The organism is Silvanigrella paludirubra (genome assembly GCF_009208775.1).
GTDB classification, from domain to species: Bacteria; Bdellovibrionota_B; Oligoflexia; order Silvanigrellales; family Silvanigrellaceae; genus Silvanigrella; species Silvanigrella paludirubra.
The window spans coordinates 70,771-88,711 of record NZ_WFLM01000006.1 but is presented as its reverse complement, the minus strand read 5'-3'; the positions used below and the strand labels follow the sequence as shown (position 1 = coordinate 88,711).

The following is a 17,941-nucleotide window of genomic DNA, read 5'->3' as shown; positions in this document are numbered from 1 at the left end:
ATAAATTAAATAACCTTTAAGCAGCTTGTTAATGCTCCTGAATTTGATTTTTTTAATGTCGGTTCAATTTGTGCGCATCTTGCTTCGGCCACAGGACAGCGTGTTCTAAAACGACAGCCACTCGGCGGATTGATTGGAGAAGGTAGATCGCCTTGTAAAATTTGAACCACTTTATTTTTTTCAAGTTCTGGATCAGGTATTGGAACTGCAGATAACAATGCTTTTGTATAAGGATGTAATGGATTTTTATATATTTGTTCACGGGTTCCAATTTCTACAGGTCTGCCTAAATACATAACCATAATGCGATCGCTAATGTGTTTTACGATGCTAAGATCGTGTGCAATAAAAACAAGAGTTAAGCCAAGATCTCTTTGTAGTTTTTTTAATAAGTTTACAATTTGAGCTTGAATTGAAACATCCAAAGCACTCACAGGTTCATCACAAACAATTATTTTAGGGTTTAAAATAAGAGCGCGTGCAATACCAATTCTTTGGCATTGACCACCAGAAAACTCATGAGGATAACGGTTTATATGTTCAGGAATTAAACCTACTAAATTCATTAAATTTGTAATTTTGGCTTTTATTTCATTGCTAGATAACTTGGGATAAAATGTTTTTAAGGGTTCTGCAATGATTTCACCCGCTGTCATTCTTGGATTTAAAGATGCTAAAGGATCTTGAAAGATCATTTGAATATCTTTACGAGCTTCTCTCATTTTAGTTTTATCTAGAGCCAATAAATTCTTATTTAATAAAGTAACATTTCCTTCAGTAGCAGGAAGGAGTCGCATAATGGCTCTTGCAAGTGTCGATTTACCACAGCCAGACTCACCAACAACACCTAAAGTTTCTCCCTTTTGAAGATCAAAAGTAACACCGTCAACTGCTTTAAGTGTTACTTTTTTAAACCAAGATCCTTTTTTTGCAATTGGAAAATGTACCTTTAAATTTTCTACAGATAAAATGGTTTCACTCATTGTTGGATCTCCAAATAACATGCTTTTTTAAGATCATTTCCAAAAGTAACAAGAGGTGGTGGTTTTACAGTGCATTTTTCTTCTGCATATAGGCACCTTTCTTGAAAAGGGCAGCCTTTTGGTAAATTTAAAAGACTCGGAGGATTTCCTGGTATTGTGGGAAGATCTCCATAAGTTTCATCATTAAGTCTTGGAATTGATTTTAATAAGCCTTGTGTATAAGGATGTTGTGGGGTGTAAAATATATGATTTACAGGACCATATTCCATAGTTCTTCCTGCATACATAACCATAACATTATCACAAATTCCAGCAACAACTCCTAAATCATGGGTAATAATTATAATTGCTGTTCCTAAATCTTTTTTAAGTTCACAAAGTAAAGTTACAATTTGAGCTTGAACAGTAACATCTAATGCTGTTGTCGGTTCATCTGCAATTAAAAGATCAGGTTTACAAAGTAGGCTCATGGCTATCATTACACGCTGTCTCATCCCACCAGAAAATTCATGTGGATACATATCCACTCTGTTTTTTGCATCAGGAATTTTAACGAGATCAAGCATTTTTATAGATTCATTTTTTGCATCACTATAACTCATATTTTTGTGAAACATCAAAACCTCAGTCATTTGTTTTGATATTCTTAAATAAGGATTTAATGATGTCATTGGATCTTGGAAAATCATAGATATTTTATCGCCACGAATTTTATTAAATTCGTTTTGATTTAAACCTATTAGTTCATTATTATTAAATTTAACACTTCCAGTTGTTTTTCCATTTTGAGCAAGAAGTCCCATTAAGCCTAAAACAAGTTGGCTTTTTCCAGAACCTGATTCCCCAACAATTCCTAAAGCTTCTCCTGGATTCAAAGAAAAACTAATTCCATTGACAGCTTTCACAAAACCATCTGGAGTAGCGAAGGAAACATTTAAATTATTTACACTTAGTAAAGTCATGAAAACACCCCAGTATATTAGCGGTCTTTTGGATCGAGAGCATCGCGTAAACCATCACCGATAAAATTAAAGCAAAATAATGTGATTACTAAAAAAGATGCTGGAAAAACCAGACGCCACCAAGCAATTGTTACGTTTTGTGCTCCGTCATTAATAAGAACTCCCCAGCTTGTAGCGGGTTCTTGAACGCCAAGACCTAAAAAACTTAAAAAAGATTCTGTTAATATAACTTGGGGTATTGTTAAAGTAACATAGACAATAACAATACCTAAAATATTAGGAACAATATGTCTCATAATAATTGTTGGAGAGTTTACACCACCAGCATGTGCAGCTTCAATGAATTCTTTACTTTTTAAACTTAAAGTTTGTCCTCTAACGATACGGGCCATATCAAGCCAATTTACAGCGCCGATAGCAATAAAAATTAAAAAGATATTTCGTCCAAAAAAAGTCATTAATAATATAACAAAAAACATAAAAGGTAACGAATAGATAATATCGACTATTCGCATCATAAATCCATCTATTTTTCCACCGAGAAAACCAGCGGTAGCTCCATATGCTATTCCAATAACAACACTGACAATACTTGAAATAATACCAATTAGAAGAGACATTCTTCCGCCATAAAGTGTTCTTGCAAAAACATCTCTACCTAAATCATCTGTCCCAAAAAAATGTAAATTTGAAAAACTTGGCGATAAACCAATGGCATTCCAATCCGTATCTTGCATTTCATAGTGAGAGAATAAGGGAGCAAAAATAACTAAAATTGTAATAAAAAATAAAACAAATAAACTAACAACGGCGGCTTTGTTCCTAGACAGTCGCCGGATGGCGTCTTTCCAAAGACTTCTTCCTTTTATTTCAGTATTTTTCTCAATTGATTTTAGAACAATTGCTTTTTTATTCATGTTGGTAATACTCGGTGTGGTAGACATAAATAATTTATCCTTATTAATATTTAATTTTTGGATCTATCATTGCGTAAAGAACATCTACAATAAAATTAAATGCAATAATAAGTGCTCCTACTAAAATTACAGATCCTAAAACTAAGGTGTAATCTCTGTTTAGGGCACCTTTAACAAGGTAACTGCCTAAACCAGGAAGACTAAATATTTGTTCAACCACAACAGAGCCCGTGATAATTCCAGCTGTAGCTGGTCCAAGATAGGATATTACCGGAAGAATAGCTGGGCGAATCGCATGTCGAAAAAGAATAATTCGATTTGGAATTCCTTTTGCTTTTGCTGTTCTAATATAGTTACTTCGTAAAACTTCAATCATGCTTCCTCGCATGATCCTACTAATAATAGCAATTTGAGGAAGAGCCAGCGCGGTAACAGGTAGGATCATATTTAAAAATGCTCCGTCATTCCATCCACCCGCAGGCACCCAGCCAAGAACAACCGCAAACAAAAGAGTAAACATAGGTGCTGTAACAAAGCTTGGAATGGAAATTCCAGTCATTGACATTCCTGTTGCTATGTAATCTACCCAGGTGTTTTGTTTAAAAGCAGCAAGGGAGCCAACAAGAACTCCAATAATAATTGCAATAAACATAGCCCAGCCACCAATCCATAAGGAAACTGGGAAGCCTTGGTTTATCAATTGATTTACAGTCCAATCTGGATATTTAAAGGAAGGACCAAAATCGCCTCTTGCAAGTGACCATAAATAGTCTAGGTATTGTACAAAAATAGGATCGTTTAAGTGATATTTAGCATCAAGATTTGCTTGAACAGCAGCGCTTAGAACTTTTTCTCCCGAAAAAGGACCACCTGGTGCAACACGCATAAGAAAAAAAGATAAAGTAATTAGGACAATTAATGTTGGCCAAGCGCCAAGAAATCTTTTTATAGTATAGGAAACCATAAATGCCAAACCTCGACTTAAAGTAATAAAAAAAATCTTTTGAAAACTAACAACAATTAAGATTTCTAAGTAAACAAATAGAATGTTTACTTAGAATATTTTATCGACTTGCAGAAGTTAGATTGTCTATAATATAAAAATTTCTTGTGTATTGATGATCTAAAGGATTGTTTCCACTATGCCCACCTAAATGACTTTTTACAAGGTGGGTTGTTACGTAAGTATAAAGTGGAATTGCTGGATAATCATTCATCATTACTAAAGACGCTTGCTCAAGGATTTTGGAACGTTTTTCCAAATTCTGTTCTAAAGAAGCTTTTGTAATAAGTTCATCGTATTTTGGGTTTTTATACTTTGAATTATTTTGAGGATATTTTGATTGAAATAAATCCAAGAATGAACTTGGATCATTATAATCCGCAATCCATCCATCACGTGCTGTAACGTACCTTCCTTCCATTCTCTCAGTTAAAAATACTTTCCATTCTTGGTTTGTTAAAGAAACTTTTACCCCAAGATTTTGTTCCCACATAGAGGAAAGTGCGATTGCTACTTTTTTATGTAATGCATTCGTATTGTATGAATAAGAAATTGTTAAAGGCTTTTCTTTAGAATAACCCGCTTCTTTATATAACTTTTGTGCTTCCGCAATGCGTTGCTCTGGAGTTAATTTTTCCCATGAGTAATTTTGCTGCTTGTATGACGATGTTCCGAAGGGAACAATGTCATAAGAAGGAATTTCACCGCGTCCTGTTACTTTTTCTGCAATAACTTTTCTATCTATCGCCATGGAAAGTGCTTGGCGTAATTTCGGATTATTTTTAAAAGGAGCGATATTATTGTTAAAATCTATGAAGTACATTGATAAATAAGGCTTTGCAAATAATTGTTTGCCTAATGTTTTTTTCAAATCTTGAAATTTATCAGAAGGAATATCGTATGTGAAATCGAGTTGTCCTGTTTGAAACATTTGTAATTCAGTATTAACGTCAGAAATTGGAAAATAATTTACGGTATCAATCACTGTTTTGCTATTATTCCAATAATTAGGGTTTCTTTCTGTTGTTACTTTATCACCTATTTTCCAATATTTTAATTTATAAGCACCACTAGAAACAAGATTGCCTGGTTGTGTAAATTGTTCTCCAAATTTTTCTACATTTGCTTTTTTTACAATGGCTAAATTTGCAAAAGCAACTAATTTCAGAAAATAGGGAGTCGATTTTGTTAATGTTATTTGAACTGTATTCGGATCAATTGCTTTTACACCAAGTTCTTCGGGTTTTGCTTTGCCTGATGCGATACTTTCAGCATTTTTAACCATAGAAATGAGCTCAGCATAAGGAGATGCTAGCTTAGGATCAACGAGTCTTCTTATAGAAAAAACGGCGTCTTCTGCTGTAATTGGGGAGCCATCTGAAAATTTAGCATTTGGGCGAATATAAAAAGTGTAGGTGAGACCATCTTTGCTAATATCCCATTTTGAAGCAATACCAGGAACGATATCCCCTTTTTCATTTTCGGTCGCAAGACCTTCGTAGAGATCGTAACCAATTCTTGCGCTCACATTATCTTGCCCTTTTTGGGGATCTAAAGTTGGCGCTTCAGCACCAATACCAACGTTAAATATTTGCTTTTTTGCAAGTTTGGTTCCTGCAGGAACCTCGGCTGCATATGCGTTTATTGTTAAACTAAACAAAGAGAGAAAAGCAGGGACAAAAAAACGTGTACAAACAGAAGTTTTGATTAGAGTCATGAACTCTCCGATCAGGTTAGTAAGTGGAATACCTAAGGGCTATATTTTTTTATGCTATTGACTTAGTAGCCGATTATTGACCAACTGTCAACGAAAATAAGGGTTTTTTATTCAATAAATTGCCAATTACATTTGAATTAAACAATTTATGTCTTGTTATGTTTGTTAATAAATAAACATAGTAATTATAATTTAATTCTTATTTTTTATAGTAAACTTATGTCTAAATTTATATCTTCTTTTTATGTTTAGATTATTTTGTGGGTTTTTCAGATTTAATTTTTATTTATAATAATTGATAATTTTTTCAGTTTTATTTTAATATTTATTTTATAAAACTTAATTTTTAATTCATTAAGTTGTAAAATATCTCGCCTGTGGATGCCATGAAACAAGAGCGCTTGTTGTAAGCTCTGGATGCATTTGGAAGGCTTCTGATATTTTTACCCCAATTCTATCTGCTTCAAGTAAATTTAATAAAGTATTATTTCCTTCCATATTTGGACATGCGGGATATCCAAATGAAAATCTGGATCCTTGATAACCTTGGCTAAAAAGTTGTCTTAGGCTTTTTGCATCATTTCCAACTATTCCTAATTCCGTTCGGATTAATTTATGTATAACTTCAGCATATGCTTCTGTTAGCTCTGTTGCTATGCCATGAAGATAATAATATTCTGTAAAATTCCCATCGTCGTAGAGTTTTTTTGTAATGTGTGAAATTTCTTCCCCTAAAGTTACAATTTGAACGCCAAGAGTATCTATTTTTCCAGATTTAATATTTTGAAAATAATCCGAAATACATAAAATTTTTCCTGATTTTTGTCTCGGAAAATAAAATTCGGCAATTATTTTTCTACTTTCTACTGGAGTTCCTTCGCGCGTATTTGGTTCATATACAATTAATTTGTCATTTTCAGAACAAACAGGAAAATAACCATAAATTGCTTTTGGGGTTATTACATTTTCTTCAATAAATTTTTTCTTCATTTGTTCAAATAAAGGTTGAGCTTTATTCTTTAAAATTTCAGTAAATTGTTCTTCTGTCATGTTACCTTGAGAAAATCCCCAACGGCTTCTTATTAATGCAAATTCATCTATATATTCAAAAATATTTTTTAAAGGTTCTTCTTTTATTTTTGTTCCCCAAAAAGGTGGGATTGGTATTTTCTCATTTTTACGAACCCATGGACTTTGTCCATTTTCATCGGCCTGCATCGTTTTTTCGCTTTTACGAATAACTTTTATTTGATTATCAGGTTCTTTTTTATCTGACTCTGCTCCTTTTTCTGTAGCTTTTGCGTATTTACGGATTTCAGATATTTTTTCAGGAGTTAATTCTTCTTGTTTTAGGTCACAAATTTTTTCCATTATTTTTAAACTTTCAAAAGCATCAAAAGCATAAAAAACGGGACCTTTGTATACAGATTGGCATTCTTTTTCGACAAACTCTCTAGTAAGAGCAGCTCCTCCCAATATCACTGGTATGGAGTGGTTATGCAGAGCCATGTATTCTAAATTTTCTTTCATAATGGCAGTTGACTTCACTAGTAAACCGCTCATTCCAATGACATGAGCTCCTGAGCCTTTATATTTTTCTAATATGGATTCTATAGGTTGTTTAATTCCTAAATTTAAAATTTCAAAGCCATTGTTTGATAAAATAACATCGACCAAATTTTTTCCGATATCGTGAACATCACCTTTTACGGTTGCAATGATCATTTTTCCTTTGCTATATCCCGATTTTTTTTCCATATAAGGTTCAAGTTCTCGAACGGCTGTTTTCATTGCTTCTGCACTTTCAAGTACAAATGGCAATTGCATTTCACCTGCTCCAAAACGTTCTCCAACAACTTTCATACCTTCTAATAATATATTATTTATAATATGAAGAGGTGGGTATTTGTTTAGAGCTTCTTTACAGTCCTCAAAAATATATTGTTTTTCACCATCAATAATATCTAATTTAAGCCGTTCTTCTACAGATAAAGAATTTCTTTTTGTAGTTTCTTGATTTAAATCTTTTTTTACATCAGAAAATTTTTGAAGAATTTTTTTCAACGGATCATAATCTTCAGATCTTTTATCAAATATTAAGTCATTAAATAATTTACGATCTTCCTCGCTTATTTTAGCAACTGGAATTATTTTTGATGCATTTAGTATTGCTAAGTCTAAACCATTTTTAACAGAATGATAAAGCATTAATGAGTTTAAAATTTGTCGAGTATAAGGATTTAAACCAAAACTTACATTTGATAATCCTAAAATTGTTCTTACACCTTTAAATTTTTCTTTAATTAATTTAATTCCATCTATCGTTGCAATAGCTGATTTTCTAAACTCTTCATCACCACTGCCTAAAGTAAACGTTAATGGATCAAATATAAGATCACCAGGATTCATTTTATATTCATGAACAACTAAATTATAAATTCGTTCTGCAATATTTAGTTTACGTTCTACAGTTTTTGCCATTCCTTCTTCGTCAATTGTTAATGCAACAATAGATGCTCCATATTCTTTACAAAGATCTAGAATTTTTCGTGCTTTTTCTTCGCCATCTTCAAAATTAATTGAATTAACAACGCATTTACCGGGAGCAATTTGTAAAGCTCTCTCAATAACCGGAATTTCAGTGGAGTCTATCATGATTGGAATATTAACCTGGGTAACAAGTTTTTTTAATAATAATTCCATATCTTCTGTTTCGTTACGAGAAACATAAGCAACACAAACATCTAAAATGTGTGCCCCTTCTTTTAGTTGACCTTTTGCAATTTGAACAAGGCCATCATAATCATTAATAGCTAATAAATCGCGAAATTTTTTAGAACCATTTGCATTGGTTCTTTCACCAACATAAAGAGGTTTTGGTTCTAAGTCTAAAGGTACGCTCGTATATAAACTACTAACACTTCTTTCGTATTTTCCTTTTCTTATACCAGGATTTAAGCTACTTGCTTGATTCACTAATTCTTTAATATGTTCAGGAGTTGTTCCGCAACAACCACCGATCACATTTAGTGAAAAATCCTTCGCCATTGTAATAACTTTTGTTGCAAAATCGACGGGACCAAGAGGATAAACTGTTTTGCCACTAACATTTTGCGGTAATCCTGCGTTTGGCAAAACACTTAATGCGAACGGAGAAGCTTCTGCAAGATAAGCAATATGCTGTCTCATTTCATCTGGGCCTGTTGCACAATTCATACCTAAAACATCGACGCCTAAGCACTCAATTGCTGTTAAGGCAGATTGAATATCGCTACCAACTAGCATTGTTCCAGATGTTTCTATAGTAACTTGAGTCCAAATTGGAACTTGTTTATTTACTTCATTCATTGCTTTTTTTGCAGCTCTTACTGCAATTTTAACTTGATTAATATCTTGGCATGTTTCAATTAAAATAACATCAACACCACCTAATAATAATCCCTTCATTTGAGTATAATAACTTTGATATAAAGTTTTATAATCAATTTGTAATAAAGTAATTAATTTTGTTCCTGGGCCAACACTTCCTATGACATATTTAGAACTTTGATAGCTATTTGCTACTTCTTTTGCTAGTTTTGCGGCTTGTATATTTAATTCGAGAGTTCTATTTGCAATTCCAAATTCAGATAAAACAATTTCGTTACAACCAAACGTATTTGTTTCTACAGCATCACATCCAGCTTGAAAATAATTATGATGAATCTCTTGGATCCAATTTTTCCTTCTTTCATTTAATAGTTCAACGCAACCATCAAATTCAATTCCACCATAATCTTCAATGGTAGGATTGTGATTAAATATTTGTGTTCCCATTGCGCCGTCAAGAATAAGAACTCTTTCTTTTATTGCTTCTGATATCGTTTTTTTCATTTTAAAGACCTATATAACTAATAGAACAATTTCCATTTATTCGAATTTGACAGCCTAATCTTTCGTTTGATGGTGATTCTATAGATTCTAAAAAATCTTTTTCTTCTCTTTCCAAACTTGAGATATTTTCCATTCCTTTTTCAACTCGAATACGACAGGTTCCACATGTTCCGTTACGGCAGCCAAAAGTAACGTCGGCTTCACTTGCTTGAACAATTTCTTGAAAGGAAGCGCCAACAGGAGCTTCTACGTCCATATCTTCTAATACAAAATGAATAATTGGTTTTGACATAAGTATTTCCGGTGTTTATTTAAGGATAAAAAATTAAAGAAGTTTTAAAGCAAAATCAACCATTCCAAGTGGAGCACTAATTTGTAATCCTTGAACGGAAGATTTAATTTCTTCAATTAATTCGCGTGCAATTAAAATTCCTTCTTCCATTTGATCGTCAGCGGTCTTGCATTTGCGCATACGCTCAAGAACTTTATTTGGAACATAAACACCGGGGACTTCATTGGCCATAAATTCAGCATTACGAATGCTTTTTAAAGGCCAAATACCAGCTATAATAGGAATTGAAAATTGTGATGAAAATTCTAAAAAACGAAATAAAGATTCGGAGTCAAAAACGGGTTGAGTGATTGCCCACTCTGCACCAGCTTCTACTTTATAACGAAAACGAGATTTTTCTTTTTCAATATCGGATGCCACAGGATTTGCACCCACGCCAACGCTCATACAAGTAGGACGACCTATGCTAGATCCACCAAGATCAAGTCCCGAATTTAATCTTGTTACCATATTTACAAGACCAATTGCGTCGATATCAAATACAGCTGTTGCATTTGGATAAGGTCCCATTTTGGGAGGATCTCCCGTTATGCAAAGAATATTTTTAATTCCTAAGCCAGAAGCGCCTAATAGATCGCTTTGAATGCCTAATAAATTTCGGTCTCGGCAAGCATAATGTAACACGGTTTCAATCCCAATTTCACGCTCAATTATACAAGCTGTTGCAAGAGAACTCATTCTTGCGGATGCTCTTGGACCATCAGGAATATTAATAGCATCAATATTATTATCTTTGCATATTTTAGAACGTTCCAGTATTTTTTCAATTTCTAGCCCTTTAGGAGGGAGAAGTTCCATACTGACAACAAATTTACCATCGGCTATTTTTTGGGACCAATTGCTTTGTAACGTTCTTGGTACGTTTGTGGTATGAACATGAATAGGGTGATCAGAAATATCTGTTACCTTATGTTCAGTCATATCAAACGCTTTAGCTTGTCGAATGGCACCAGACATAATTTTAGTATGAGCAGGCGAAGTTCCGCTACTGCCACCTAATAATTGTGCTCCTTTTAAAAGAGCCTGTCTTGCAAATTCTCCCATGTATTCTGGGCTTGCCATGTAAATGAGTCGACCATCAACCATGCGCGGCTGACCCGCATTGGGATAAAGAATAATAGGTTTTGTTGTCGATTTTTTTATTTTCTTTAACAACTCAATCATGGGTGCAGGGCCATTTCCGCCATCGACACCAACGACATCGGCTCCCCATTCATCTAATTTTCTGATAAACCACTCAGGCTCTGTTCCGTATAAGCTGTAACCTTCTTCATTAATACTCATCATGGCAATAATGGGAAAATTATCTAATTCTTTAATTGCTAAAATGGCCTGATGAATTTCAGATAAATCAGGAAAACCTTCTAATATAAAAAGATCGACTCCACCTTTAATAAGAGCACTTGCTTGTTCTTTAAAGATGTCTTTAGCTTCATCGAGAGAAGTGGGTCCCCATGGTTCAATGCGAACGCCAAGAGGTCCCATTGTTCCTGCAACCCAACAGTTTGTTCCTGCAGCTTTACGAGCGATTTTAGCGCCTGATGTATTTATTTCTTTTATTTTATTTTCTAAACCAAAAGATTTTAATTTTAAGGAATTTGCTCCCCAAGTATTAGTACTGATAATTTGAGCGCCTGAATTAATAAAATCAGTATGAATTTGATACACTAAATCGGGTTGAGAAAGATTTACTTCTTCAAAGGAGCGGTTGATAAAGATGCCTTTCTCATAGAGTAAGGTACCAGTTGATCCTCCTAAAAGAATGTATTCTCCTTTTTCAAGAGAAGATCGGAAAGAACGACAACACAATAGTGGTGTTATAGAAACAGCGGCTTTAGTCATATATTGACCCACTCCATTAAATTTTGTCTCACAGTGGATAACCACACAACGCAGCCACAAAGGGCGAGAGAACAAAAGAGTTTAGGTAAAGCAAAACAAAATTCAGTTTCGCCCAATGTCGATTAACATTGTAAAAAAATTATGACATGTATTTTATGGCACGGCAAGATGCGAGTGTTTTTAAATCGAATAAAAATTTCAATTTTTATTTTCTGAAATATAGGTGTAACCCACGCCACGTACGGAAATTATGAATTCTGGTTTTGCAGCATTTTTTTCAATATATTTACGAAGCTTTCCTACAAAGACATCAACCGTTCGTGTTTCAATTATTGCGTCATATTGCCATACTTTTTGAAGCAAATCATTTCTAGTTAATATTTTATTTTCATTTTCTAAAAACACTTGAACTAGTAGTCCTTCTGTTGGTGAGATGCGATGAAGGACACCATCATTTCTTGTGATTGTTAGTCTCTCGGGATCAAAAATGGAGAGACCAAACGTTTTAGGAGTTTGAATTCCATCTGTTTTATACCATTTTTTACGTTGAACTAATCTTTTAACTCTTAGGATAATTTCAGATAGATTAAATGGTTTTGTGACATAATCATCTGCACCTAATTCAAAAGCTTTTATACGATCATTTTCTAAACTTTTTGCACTTAAAACTAAAATAGGAATTCTTTCAGCAAGAATTCGAGTTTTTTTTAAAATTTCATATCCATCTAATTGAGGTAGCATAATATCTAAAACAATTGTAGATATTTTTTCAAAATTAGTTTTAATAAACTCAACTGCTTCTAAGCCATCTGAGATAATAATAACTTCAAAACCTTCTGCTTCAAAATTAAACTTTAATCCTTCACCAATTGATTCTTCATCCTCAACAATGAGGAGAAAGTCTTTGGAGTTCGACATAAAATGTTGTTCCTTTATGTAGTCCATCGCTTAAAGCGAAAATTTTTCCATGATGTTCTTTAACAATAGATTGACATACAGATAAACCAAGTCCTGAACCTTGTACCTTCATTTTTGAATTTCTTTCAATTCGATAAAACTTTTTAAATATTTTTTTTAAATTGTTTTTTTCAATTCCAAAACCATTATCTTTTATAAAAACTTGTAAGGAATCTTTTTTTAATAACACCCCAGCTTGAATTAGCCCACCTTTATTTGTGTATTTAACAGCATTATCAAGTAAATTATCAAATAGCATTGACAAATGGTAAGGATTACCCCAAATAAAATGTGCATTCTCTTCTTTTAAAGAAAGATTTTGAAATTCAAAAGTTCGTAAATCGCCAAAACGATCTCTCACTTGATTAAAACATCCTGTAAGCAATTCATTTAAATTAATACGACTATGTGCTAAGGAAGATTTATCTGATTCGAGCCTTGCAGAAATAAGAACGGTATCAATTAACTTTTGCAACCGCTCTGTTTCTTTTAGAGTTCGTGTTAAAAATTTTTTTCTTTCTTCTTCGGGTACGTTTCGAAGTAGCATCGTTTCCGCATAAAGGCGTATACTAGCAAGAGGAGTTTTAAGTTCGTGGGTAACATTGCTAAGAATGGTGTCTTGCATTTTTGTAATTCGAGATAAACGTCTTTGGCTAACAAAAATCATGTACAACGCTATTAGTATGAAACCCATTAAGATACATCCTTGCGAAAGGATAACCCACTGCCCTGAACTTGTGGCAGGAACGGGAATTTTTTCGATGAAGCTATTTATCTCTTGGCTTCTTAGGATGTACCATCTAATCCAGACAAACATTAATAGTCCCCAACAGATTTGGGCGAGGATAAGAATTGATATGGGATGCAGAAGCCATTTAAGTTTTTTTAGCATGCTCTTCCTTTATATTTTTGCCTATATAGGCAGCATTAGTATTATACAAAAATCTTTCGCTGGAGAAAGCACCAATTCAGAAATCATGGGTAAAAAGTATATCACTTTTTATCAAGATTTTTTAAAACAAAAAAACCAACAAGAACTTAAATCACTTGAAGAAATTAAAAAACAGGCAATGAAAGAAAAAACGGTAGAGGATCAAATCTATTCCTATCTTGGTCTTTTAAATGTTGCCGTTGATGCCGATGAAAAATCATATATAGATATAGCAATTAAATATTTGAAGCCTAAAAAAGCCAAAATGAATGAAATGCAATCCAATTTATTTCGAATTTATTATGGTGAATATTTATATAAATTAAAAGATTATTCAGGAACAATTTTGTTATTAAAATCTTTATCAAGTAAAAAAAATACAATTACGTTTCCATTAATCGCTCCTTTATATTTAGATGCTTTATTAGATTCGGGATTAAAAGCGGAAGCTATTGAATATTATAGAGTCCACTCTTCTATAATTGATCAAAATACAAATTGGGAAAAACTGAATGATGTATTGGTAAAACTAGCGCAAGCAGCTATGTTTTTTAATCAACCAAATTTAACATTATCTTTTTTAAAGAAACCTTTGTTATTTTATCCATTAGAAAAATCGGGAAGAGAAGCAATGAACATACTTTCAAAAATAGAATGTTCAGGCGGAAGTTTAGGTAGTTTATATTTTAGAGAAGAAAACCTTCAATATTTATCTAGAGAAGTTTACAAAAGAATTGGTAAACAAGCAGACTCGCGTAATTATATATTAGCGTTGGTTGGTATCAATCCATTTAATCCTATACCAAATAAATCTTCAGATACTTTAAATCAACAAGAAAAAGAAAAAATATTAGGAATTATTGACCTATTAATGTCGGCAAGAGAATATGATATAGCTGAGCTTTTATTAAACTATTTATCTGATTCCAAAGCATATAATGATTTAACTATTAAAGACAAAATATTAGATATGCAAGGTCGAGTATATAATGCCTTGAATCAACCAAATAATGCAGCTCAATCCTACTACAAACTATTCACAGAAATGCCAAATTCAAAATTAGCGGATACGGCAAGAACAAAATATGCGATGTCGTTACATTATGCAGGTAAACATTCTGATTCAGCTAACTTTACAAATCAAATGACTCTTTTTAATGCGAAAGAAGATCAAGATTGGTTTTTGTTTTGGCAGTATTATTTATCAAATCAATTAAATGAAGCTGAAAAAGTGGGTAAGAATTTTTTAACACAAAATAAAAAAGAATCTACAAATACAAAATTTCAATATTGGTTAGCATTAATTGATAAAAAAAATGGGGATAAAGAAAAATATAGTAAAAAGTTAACTGAAATTTCTCAAAAAAACTCAGATTATCCTTATCCAATATTTTCTAGGTGGAAATTAAAATCTTCAAATCAAAAAAATTTAATGAACGAAGGTTTAAAATTTAAAGATTTTTATACATCAAAAAATAATCCTTTTATCAAAAGAAAACTTAAAGATAAAAATTTAGAATATATTAGAAAACTTGTGTCTTATAATTTAAATGATGTTGCTATGATTCATATTAAAAAAATAAACTTAAAAAAATTAAAAAAGAATCAAATTATAATGCTAGCTAATCTTTCTTATATGGCTACAGATTATAAAATGGCTTCTGATTTAGCAAGAAATAACTTTCCAAATACTCTTGATGAATATGGCGCAGATGAAATTTGGACTGAAAAAACGAATTATTGGAAATTAAATTTTCCATTAGCCTATTGGAATGACGTTCAAAATGCATCTAAATTAGCAGATATTGATCCTTTTTGGTTATTATCTATTATGCGTGCAGAATCTCTTTATTATCCTTTGGCCGAAAGTTCTGTAGGAGCTATAGGTTTAATGCAAATTATGCCATATACAGGAATAAATATTTCAAAGCATATTGGTAAGGAAAATTTTAATATTAGTTTACTAAAAGAACCTTCACAGTCGATTGCATATGCTGCTTGGTATTTAAGAATGTTACTTAAAATATATAAAGGGAACTACTTACTTGCAACAGCCGCTTATAATAGTGGACCAGAAGCTGTAAATCGTTGGATAGGTCAAAATAATTCTTTATCAATTGATGAATTTTATGAAAATATACCATTTCAAGAAACAAAAAAATATGTATCAAAAGTCATTGGATACCTTGACATTTATTATCGAGTCCAACTAGGAAATAGTGAGGGTTATAATCTGGATTTCGGTGAGTCATTGCCTGATCCATTTACAAAACTTAATATTTTCTAATCGAAATAAAATTAAAGGGGTTACCGTGTGACATTACAGACGGAGCAAAATCATGATTATATTTTGCAAGTGAATAATCTTGTCAAAACTTATCCAAATGGCACAAAAGCTTTAAAAGGAATAAGTTTTAATGTCCCCAAAGGGGCTTTTCTTTCTGTAATTGGATTATCAGGATCAGGAAAATCTACATTATTGCGTTGTATAAATCGAATTCATGAACCCACTTCGGGTTCAATTTCTTTTGAAGGACAAGAAATAACTCATGTGAATGAGCATAAATTAAGAGAAGTTCGAACCAAAATAGGGATGGTTTTTCAACATTTTAATTTAATCAACCGTCGTAATGTCATAAATAATGTTTTAATGGGTCGTCTTGGTCAATTTAATGATCATTTTTTAGGAGGTATTTTTAAAAAATGGCCTCAAGAATGGATTGATGATGCCTATGATGCTTTAAAAATTGTCGGTATTTCAGATAAAGCTTTGGTAAGAGCTGATGGATTATCCGGTGGGCAAAAACAAAGAGTTGCCATTGCTCGTACCTTGGTTCAAAATCCTCATTTATTACTTGCCGATGAGCCTGTTGCCTCTTTAGATCCTACAACCAGTTATTCGGTTATGAATTATTTAAAAGATTTAAATCAAAAAAGAAATATTACGGTTGTTTGTAATTTGCATTTTTTAAGCTTAGTACGCGATTATTCAACGCATGTCATTGCATTAAAAAATGGGGAATTGGTTTTTGAAGGAAAGCCGACCGATATCACGGAAAAATGGTTTAAAGATATTTATGGAGCAGACGCTCGAGAAGTGGAGATACATTAATGAAATTCCCTTCTTTTATTCCAATGATGGAATCCAAGCGTCGTAAAAGAGCTGTTGCCGGTCTTTTTATAGAAATGTTTGTCTGGGCTTATTTTATTATATTTTTAGGCAAAATTCTTGTATTTTCTATTATACTTCCTTTTATAGAAAACTTAGCTTACTCTGAAGAGCCTAATGCGTTCGCTTTAAATTTAATTCAAAAAATAAATTTTGATAGTCGTTACTTTGAATTTCCTTGGAAATGGTTTTTTATCTTATTTGCAATAGGCGCTATAATCGGTTTTTTTATTTCTTTAAAATGTAAGGGTTTTGGTTCTTGGATTGCAAGTCTTTCTAAATTACAAGTAACAAATCCAGAAGATTCTATTAAATTAAATCATCATTGGAAATTTGCTAGATGCGAAGCTTATATATTAGTTATTATTACTCTTGTAACAGGTTTAGTTTTAATCAATGTAAGTGTCTCAAAAATATTACAAATTGATGGTTTATTAGGGGCAGGTCGTTTGAGCTTGCAACTTGCCTGTGGTGTTCCCGGTGTAGGTGAATCCATTGGTACATTTTCCTTATACGATGGCTTACAGTGGTTTTTAAATTTATTTGTAAAAGCTCATAATGCAATTTTTATAAATAAGGCTGAATTATTTCATATTCAATGTATTCCAAACGATTTAACATATTTTAGCAAAGCGTTAGGAAAATTAGCGGAGTCTATTTACCTCGCCTTTATTGCCACATTTTTTAGTGTCCCTGTAGCCTTTGTTTTATCTTTTTTTGCTTCTCGAAATTTAACTAGACATAGTTATTTAATGAGATCTTTTTACTTTTTAATTCGCTCTTACATGAATATCACACGTTCTATTGAGCCTCTTATTTGGGCTATTTTATTTTCAGTCTGGATTGGTATAGGCCCATTTGCAGGTGCTATGGCTCTTATGGTTCATAGTGTTTCAAGCTTAGTGAAACAATATTCTGAAGCGGTAGAGGGTGTAGATGAAGGTCCTATCGAAGCACTTCAAGTAACAGGTGCAAATCGAATTTCTGTCGTTTGGTACGCTGTTGTTCCTCAAGTTATTCTTCCCTTTCTTGCATTTACAATATACCGTTGGGATATCAACGTTCGCATGGCAACCGTTATTGGTCTTGTTGGCGGCGGTGGTATTGGAAGTATTTTAATTCAAGAACAAATGCTTGCCAGATGGACACAAGTAGGAAGTCTTGCCTTTTTAATTTTTTTAGTAGTTTGGGGAATGGACTTTCTTTCGGCAAGAATTCGTGAGGCAATTCAGTAG

The 17,941-nt window shown here is 32.7% G+C and carries 13 protein-coding genes; 3 read left to right on the top strand and 10 right to left on the bottom strand.

What is annotated here, in order from left to right; translation table 11 throughout:
* Positions 1–5: 5 nt before the first annotated feature.
* The 10 genes from oppF to GCL60_RS15775 all read right to left on the bottom strand — a co-directional run bounded on the left by oppF (position 6) and on the right by GCL60_RS15775 (position 13,498).
* Positions 6–983 carry a murein tripeptide/oligopeptide ABC transporter ATP binding protein OppF gene (gene oppF, locus GCL60_RS15820; RefSeq protein ID WP_153421646.1) on the bottom strand — a complete coding sequence of 326 codons (978 nt, stop codon included), beginning with the start codon at positions 981–983 and terminating at the stop codon, positions 6–8.
* The gene (locus tag GCL60_RS15815; RefSeq protein ID WP_153421645.1) at positions 980–1,945 is read right to left on the bottom strand and encodes an oligopeptide/dipeptide ABC transporter ATP-binding protein; all 966 of its coding nucleotides are present in this window, start codon (positions 1,943–1,945) and stop codon (positions 980–982) included. Before GCL60_RS15815 ends, oppF begins: the two co-directional genes overlap by 4 nt.
* 17 nt (positions 1,946–1,962) lie before the next feature.
* On the bottom strand, positions 1,963–2,889 hold the full coding sequence (gene oppC, locus GCL60_RS15810) for an oligopeptide ABC transporter permease OppC (protein ID WP_202614051.1): 927 nt from the start codon (positions 2,887–2,889) through the stop codon (positions 1,963–1,965).
* A 16-nt stretch (positions 2,890–2,905) separates the two neighbouring features.
* On the bottom strand, positions 2,906–3,826 hold the full coding sequence (oppB, locus tag GCL60_RS15805) for an oligopeptide ABC transporter permease OppB (RefSeq protein WP_153421644.1): 921 nt from the start codon (positions 3,824–3,826) through the stop codon (positions 2,906–2,908).
* Positions 3,827–3,926: 100 nt separating this feature from the next.
* Positions 3,927–5,582: a peptide ABC transporter substrate-binding protein gene (locus GCL60_RS15800; protein WP_153421643.1), complete on the bottom strand. Its 1,656-nt coding sequence runs from the start codon at positions 5,580–5,582 to the stop codon at positions 3,927–3,929.
* 354 nt (positions 5,583–5,936) lie between these two features.
* Positions 5,937–9,455: a methionine synthase gene (gene metH / locus GCL60_RS15795; RefSeq protein WP_153421642.1), complete on the bottom strand. Its 3,519-nt coding sequence runs from the start codon at positions 9,453–9,455 to the stop codon at positions 5,937–5,939.
* A gap of 1 nt (position 9,456) precedes the next feature.
* Entirely contained in the window at positions 9,457–9,747 is a 291-nt protein-coding gene (locus tag GCL60_RS15790) for a 2Fe-2S iron-sulfur cluster-binding protein (RefSeq protein ID WP_153421641.1), read from the bottom strand.
* A 33-nt stretch (positions 9,748–9,780) separates the two neighbouring features.
* Positions 9,781–11,649: a bifunctional homocysteine S-methyltransferase/methylenetetrahydrofolate reductase gene (locus tag GCL60_RS15785; RefSeq protein ID WP_153421640.1), complete on the bottom strand. Its 1,869-nt coding sequence runs from the start codon at positions 11,647–11,649 to the stop codon at positions 9,781–9,783.
* A 198-nt stretch (positions 11,650–11,847) separates the two neighbouring features.
* Entirely contained in the window at positions 11,848–12,567 is a 720-nt protein-coding gene (locus GCL60_RS15780; RefSeq protein WP_161998251.1) for a response regulator transcription factor, read from the bottom strand.
* A complete protein-coding gene (locus GCL60_RS15775) occupies positions 12,533–13,498 on the bottom strand; it encodes a sensor histidine kinase (RefSeq protein WP_153421638.1) in 966 nt (321 codons plus the stop codon). The genes GCL60_RS15780 and GCL60_RS15775 overlap by 35 nt, the downstream gene beginning before the upstream one ends.
* On the opposite strand from GCL60_RS15775, the gene GCL60_RS15770 reads away from it, so the two are divergent.
* Genes GCL60_RS15770 through phnE form a run of 3 tightly spaced genes read left to right on the top strand, consistent with a single transcriptional unit; the run spans position 13,464 to position 17,941 of the window.
* A complete protein-coding gene (locus GCL60_RS15770; protein ID WP_161998250.1) occupies positions 13,464–15,824 on the top strand; it encodes a lytic transglycosylase domain-containing protein in 2,361 nt (786 codons plus the stop codon). The two genes, GCL60_RS15775 and GCL60_RS15770, sit on opposite strands and share 35 nt — an antisense overlap.
* A gap of 27 nt (positions 15,825–15,851) precedes the next feature.
* Positions 15,852–16,649: a phosphonate ABC transporter ATP-binding protein gene (gene phnC / locus GCL60_RS15765; protein WP_202614050.1), complete on the top strand. Its 798-nt coding sequence runs from the start codon at positions 15,852–15,854 to the stop codon at positions 16,647–16,649.
* Positions 16,649–17,941 (top strand): phosphonate ABC transporter, permease protein PhnE, encoded by a 1,293-nt coding sequence (gene phnE, locus GCL60_RS15760; RefSeq protein ID WP_153421636.1) that lies wholly within the window; start codon positions 16,649–16,651, stop codon positions 17,939–17,941. The genes phnC and phnE overlap by 1 nt, the downstream gene beginning before the upstream one ends.

Coding starts and splice junctions, on each gene's coding strand:
- GCL60_RS15775 (WP_153421638.1), bottom strand. CDS start 13,498: ATGCTAAAAAAACTTAAATGGCTTCTGCATCCCATATCAATTCTTATC.
- GCL60_RS15800 (WP_153421643.1), bottom strand. CDS start 5,582: ATGACTCTAATCAAAACTTCTGTTTGTACACGTTTTTTTGTCCCTGCT.
- oppF (WP_153421646.1), bottom strand. CDS start 983: ATGAGTGAAACCATTTTATCTGTAGAAAATTTAAAGGTACATTTTCCA.
- GCL60_RS15790 (WP_153421641.1), bottom strand. CDS start 9,747: ATGTCAAAACCAATTATTCATTTTGTATTAGAAGATATGGACGTAGAA.
- phnE (WP_153421636.1), top strand. CDS start 16,649: ATGAAATTCCCTTCTTTTATTCCAATGATGGAATCCAAGCGTCGTAAA.
- GCL60_RS15815 (WP_153421645.1), bottom strand. CDS start 1,945: ATGACTTTACTAAGTGTAAATAATTTAAATGTTTCCTTCGCTACTCCA.
- oppB (WP_153421644.1), bottom strand. CDS start 3,826: ATGGTTTCCTATACTATAAAAAGATTTCTTGGCGCTTGGCCAACATTA.
- GCL60_RS15780 (WP_161998251.1), bottom strand. CDS start 12,567: ATGTCGAACTCCAAAGACTTTCTCCTCATTGTTGAGGATGAAGAATCA.
- oppC (WP_202614051.1), bottom strand. CDS start 2,889: ATGTCTACCACACCGAGTATTACCAACATGAATAAAAAAGCAATTGTT.
- GCL60_RS15770 (WP_161998250.1), top strand. CDS start 13,464: ATGGGATGCAGAAGCCATTTAAGTTTTTTTAGCATGCTCTTCCTTTAT.
- GCL60_RS15785 (WP_153421640.1), bottom strand. CDS start 11,649: ATGACTAAAGCCGCTGTTTCTATAACACCACTATTGTGTTGTCGTTCT.
- metH (WP_153421642.1), bottom strand. CDS start 9,455: ATGAAAAAAACGATATCAGAAGCAATAAAAGAAAGAGTTCTTATTCTT.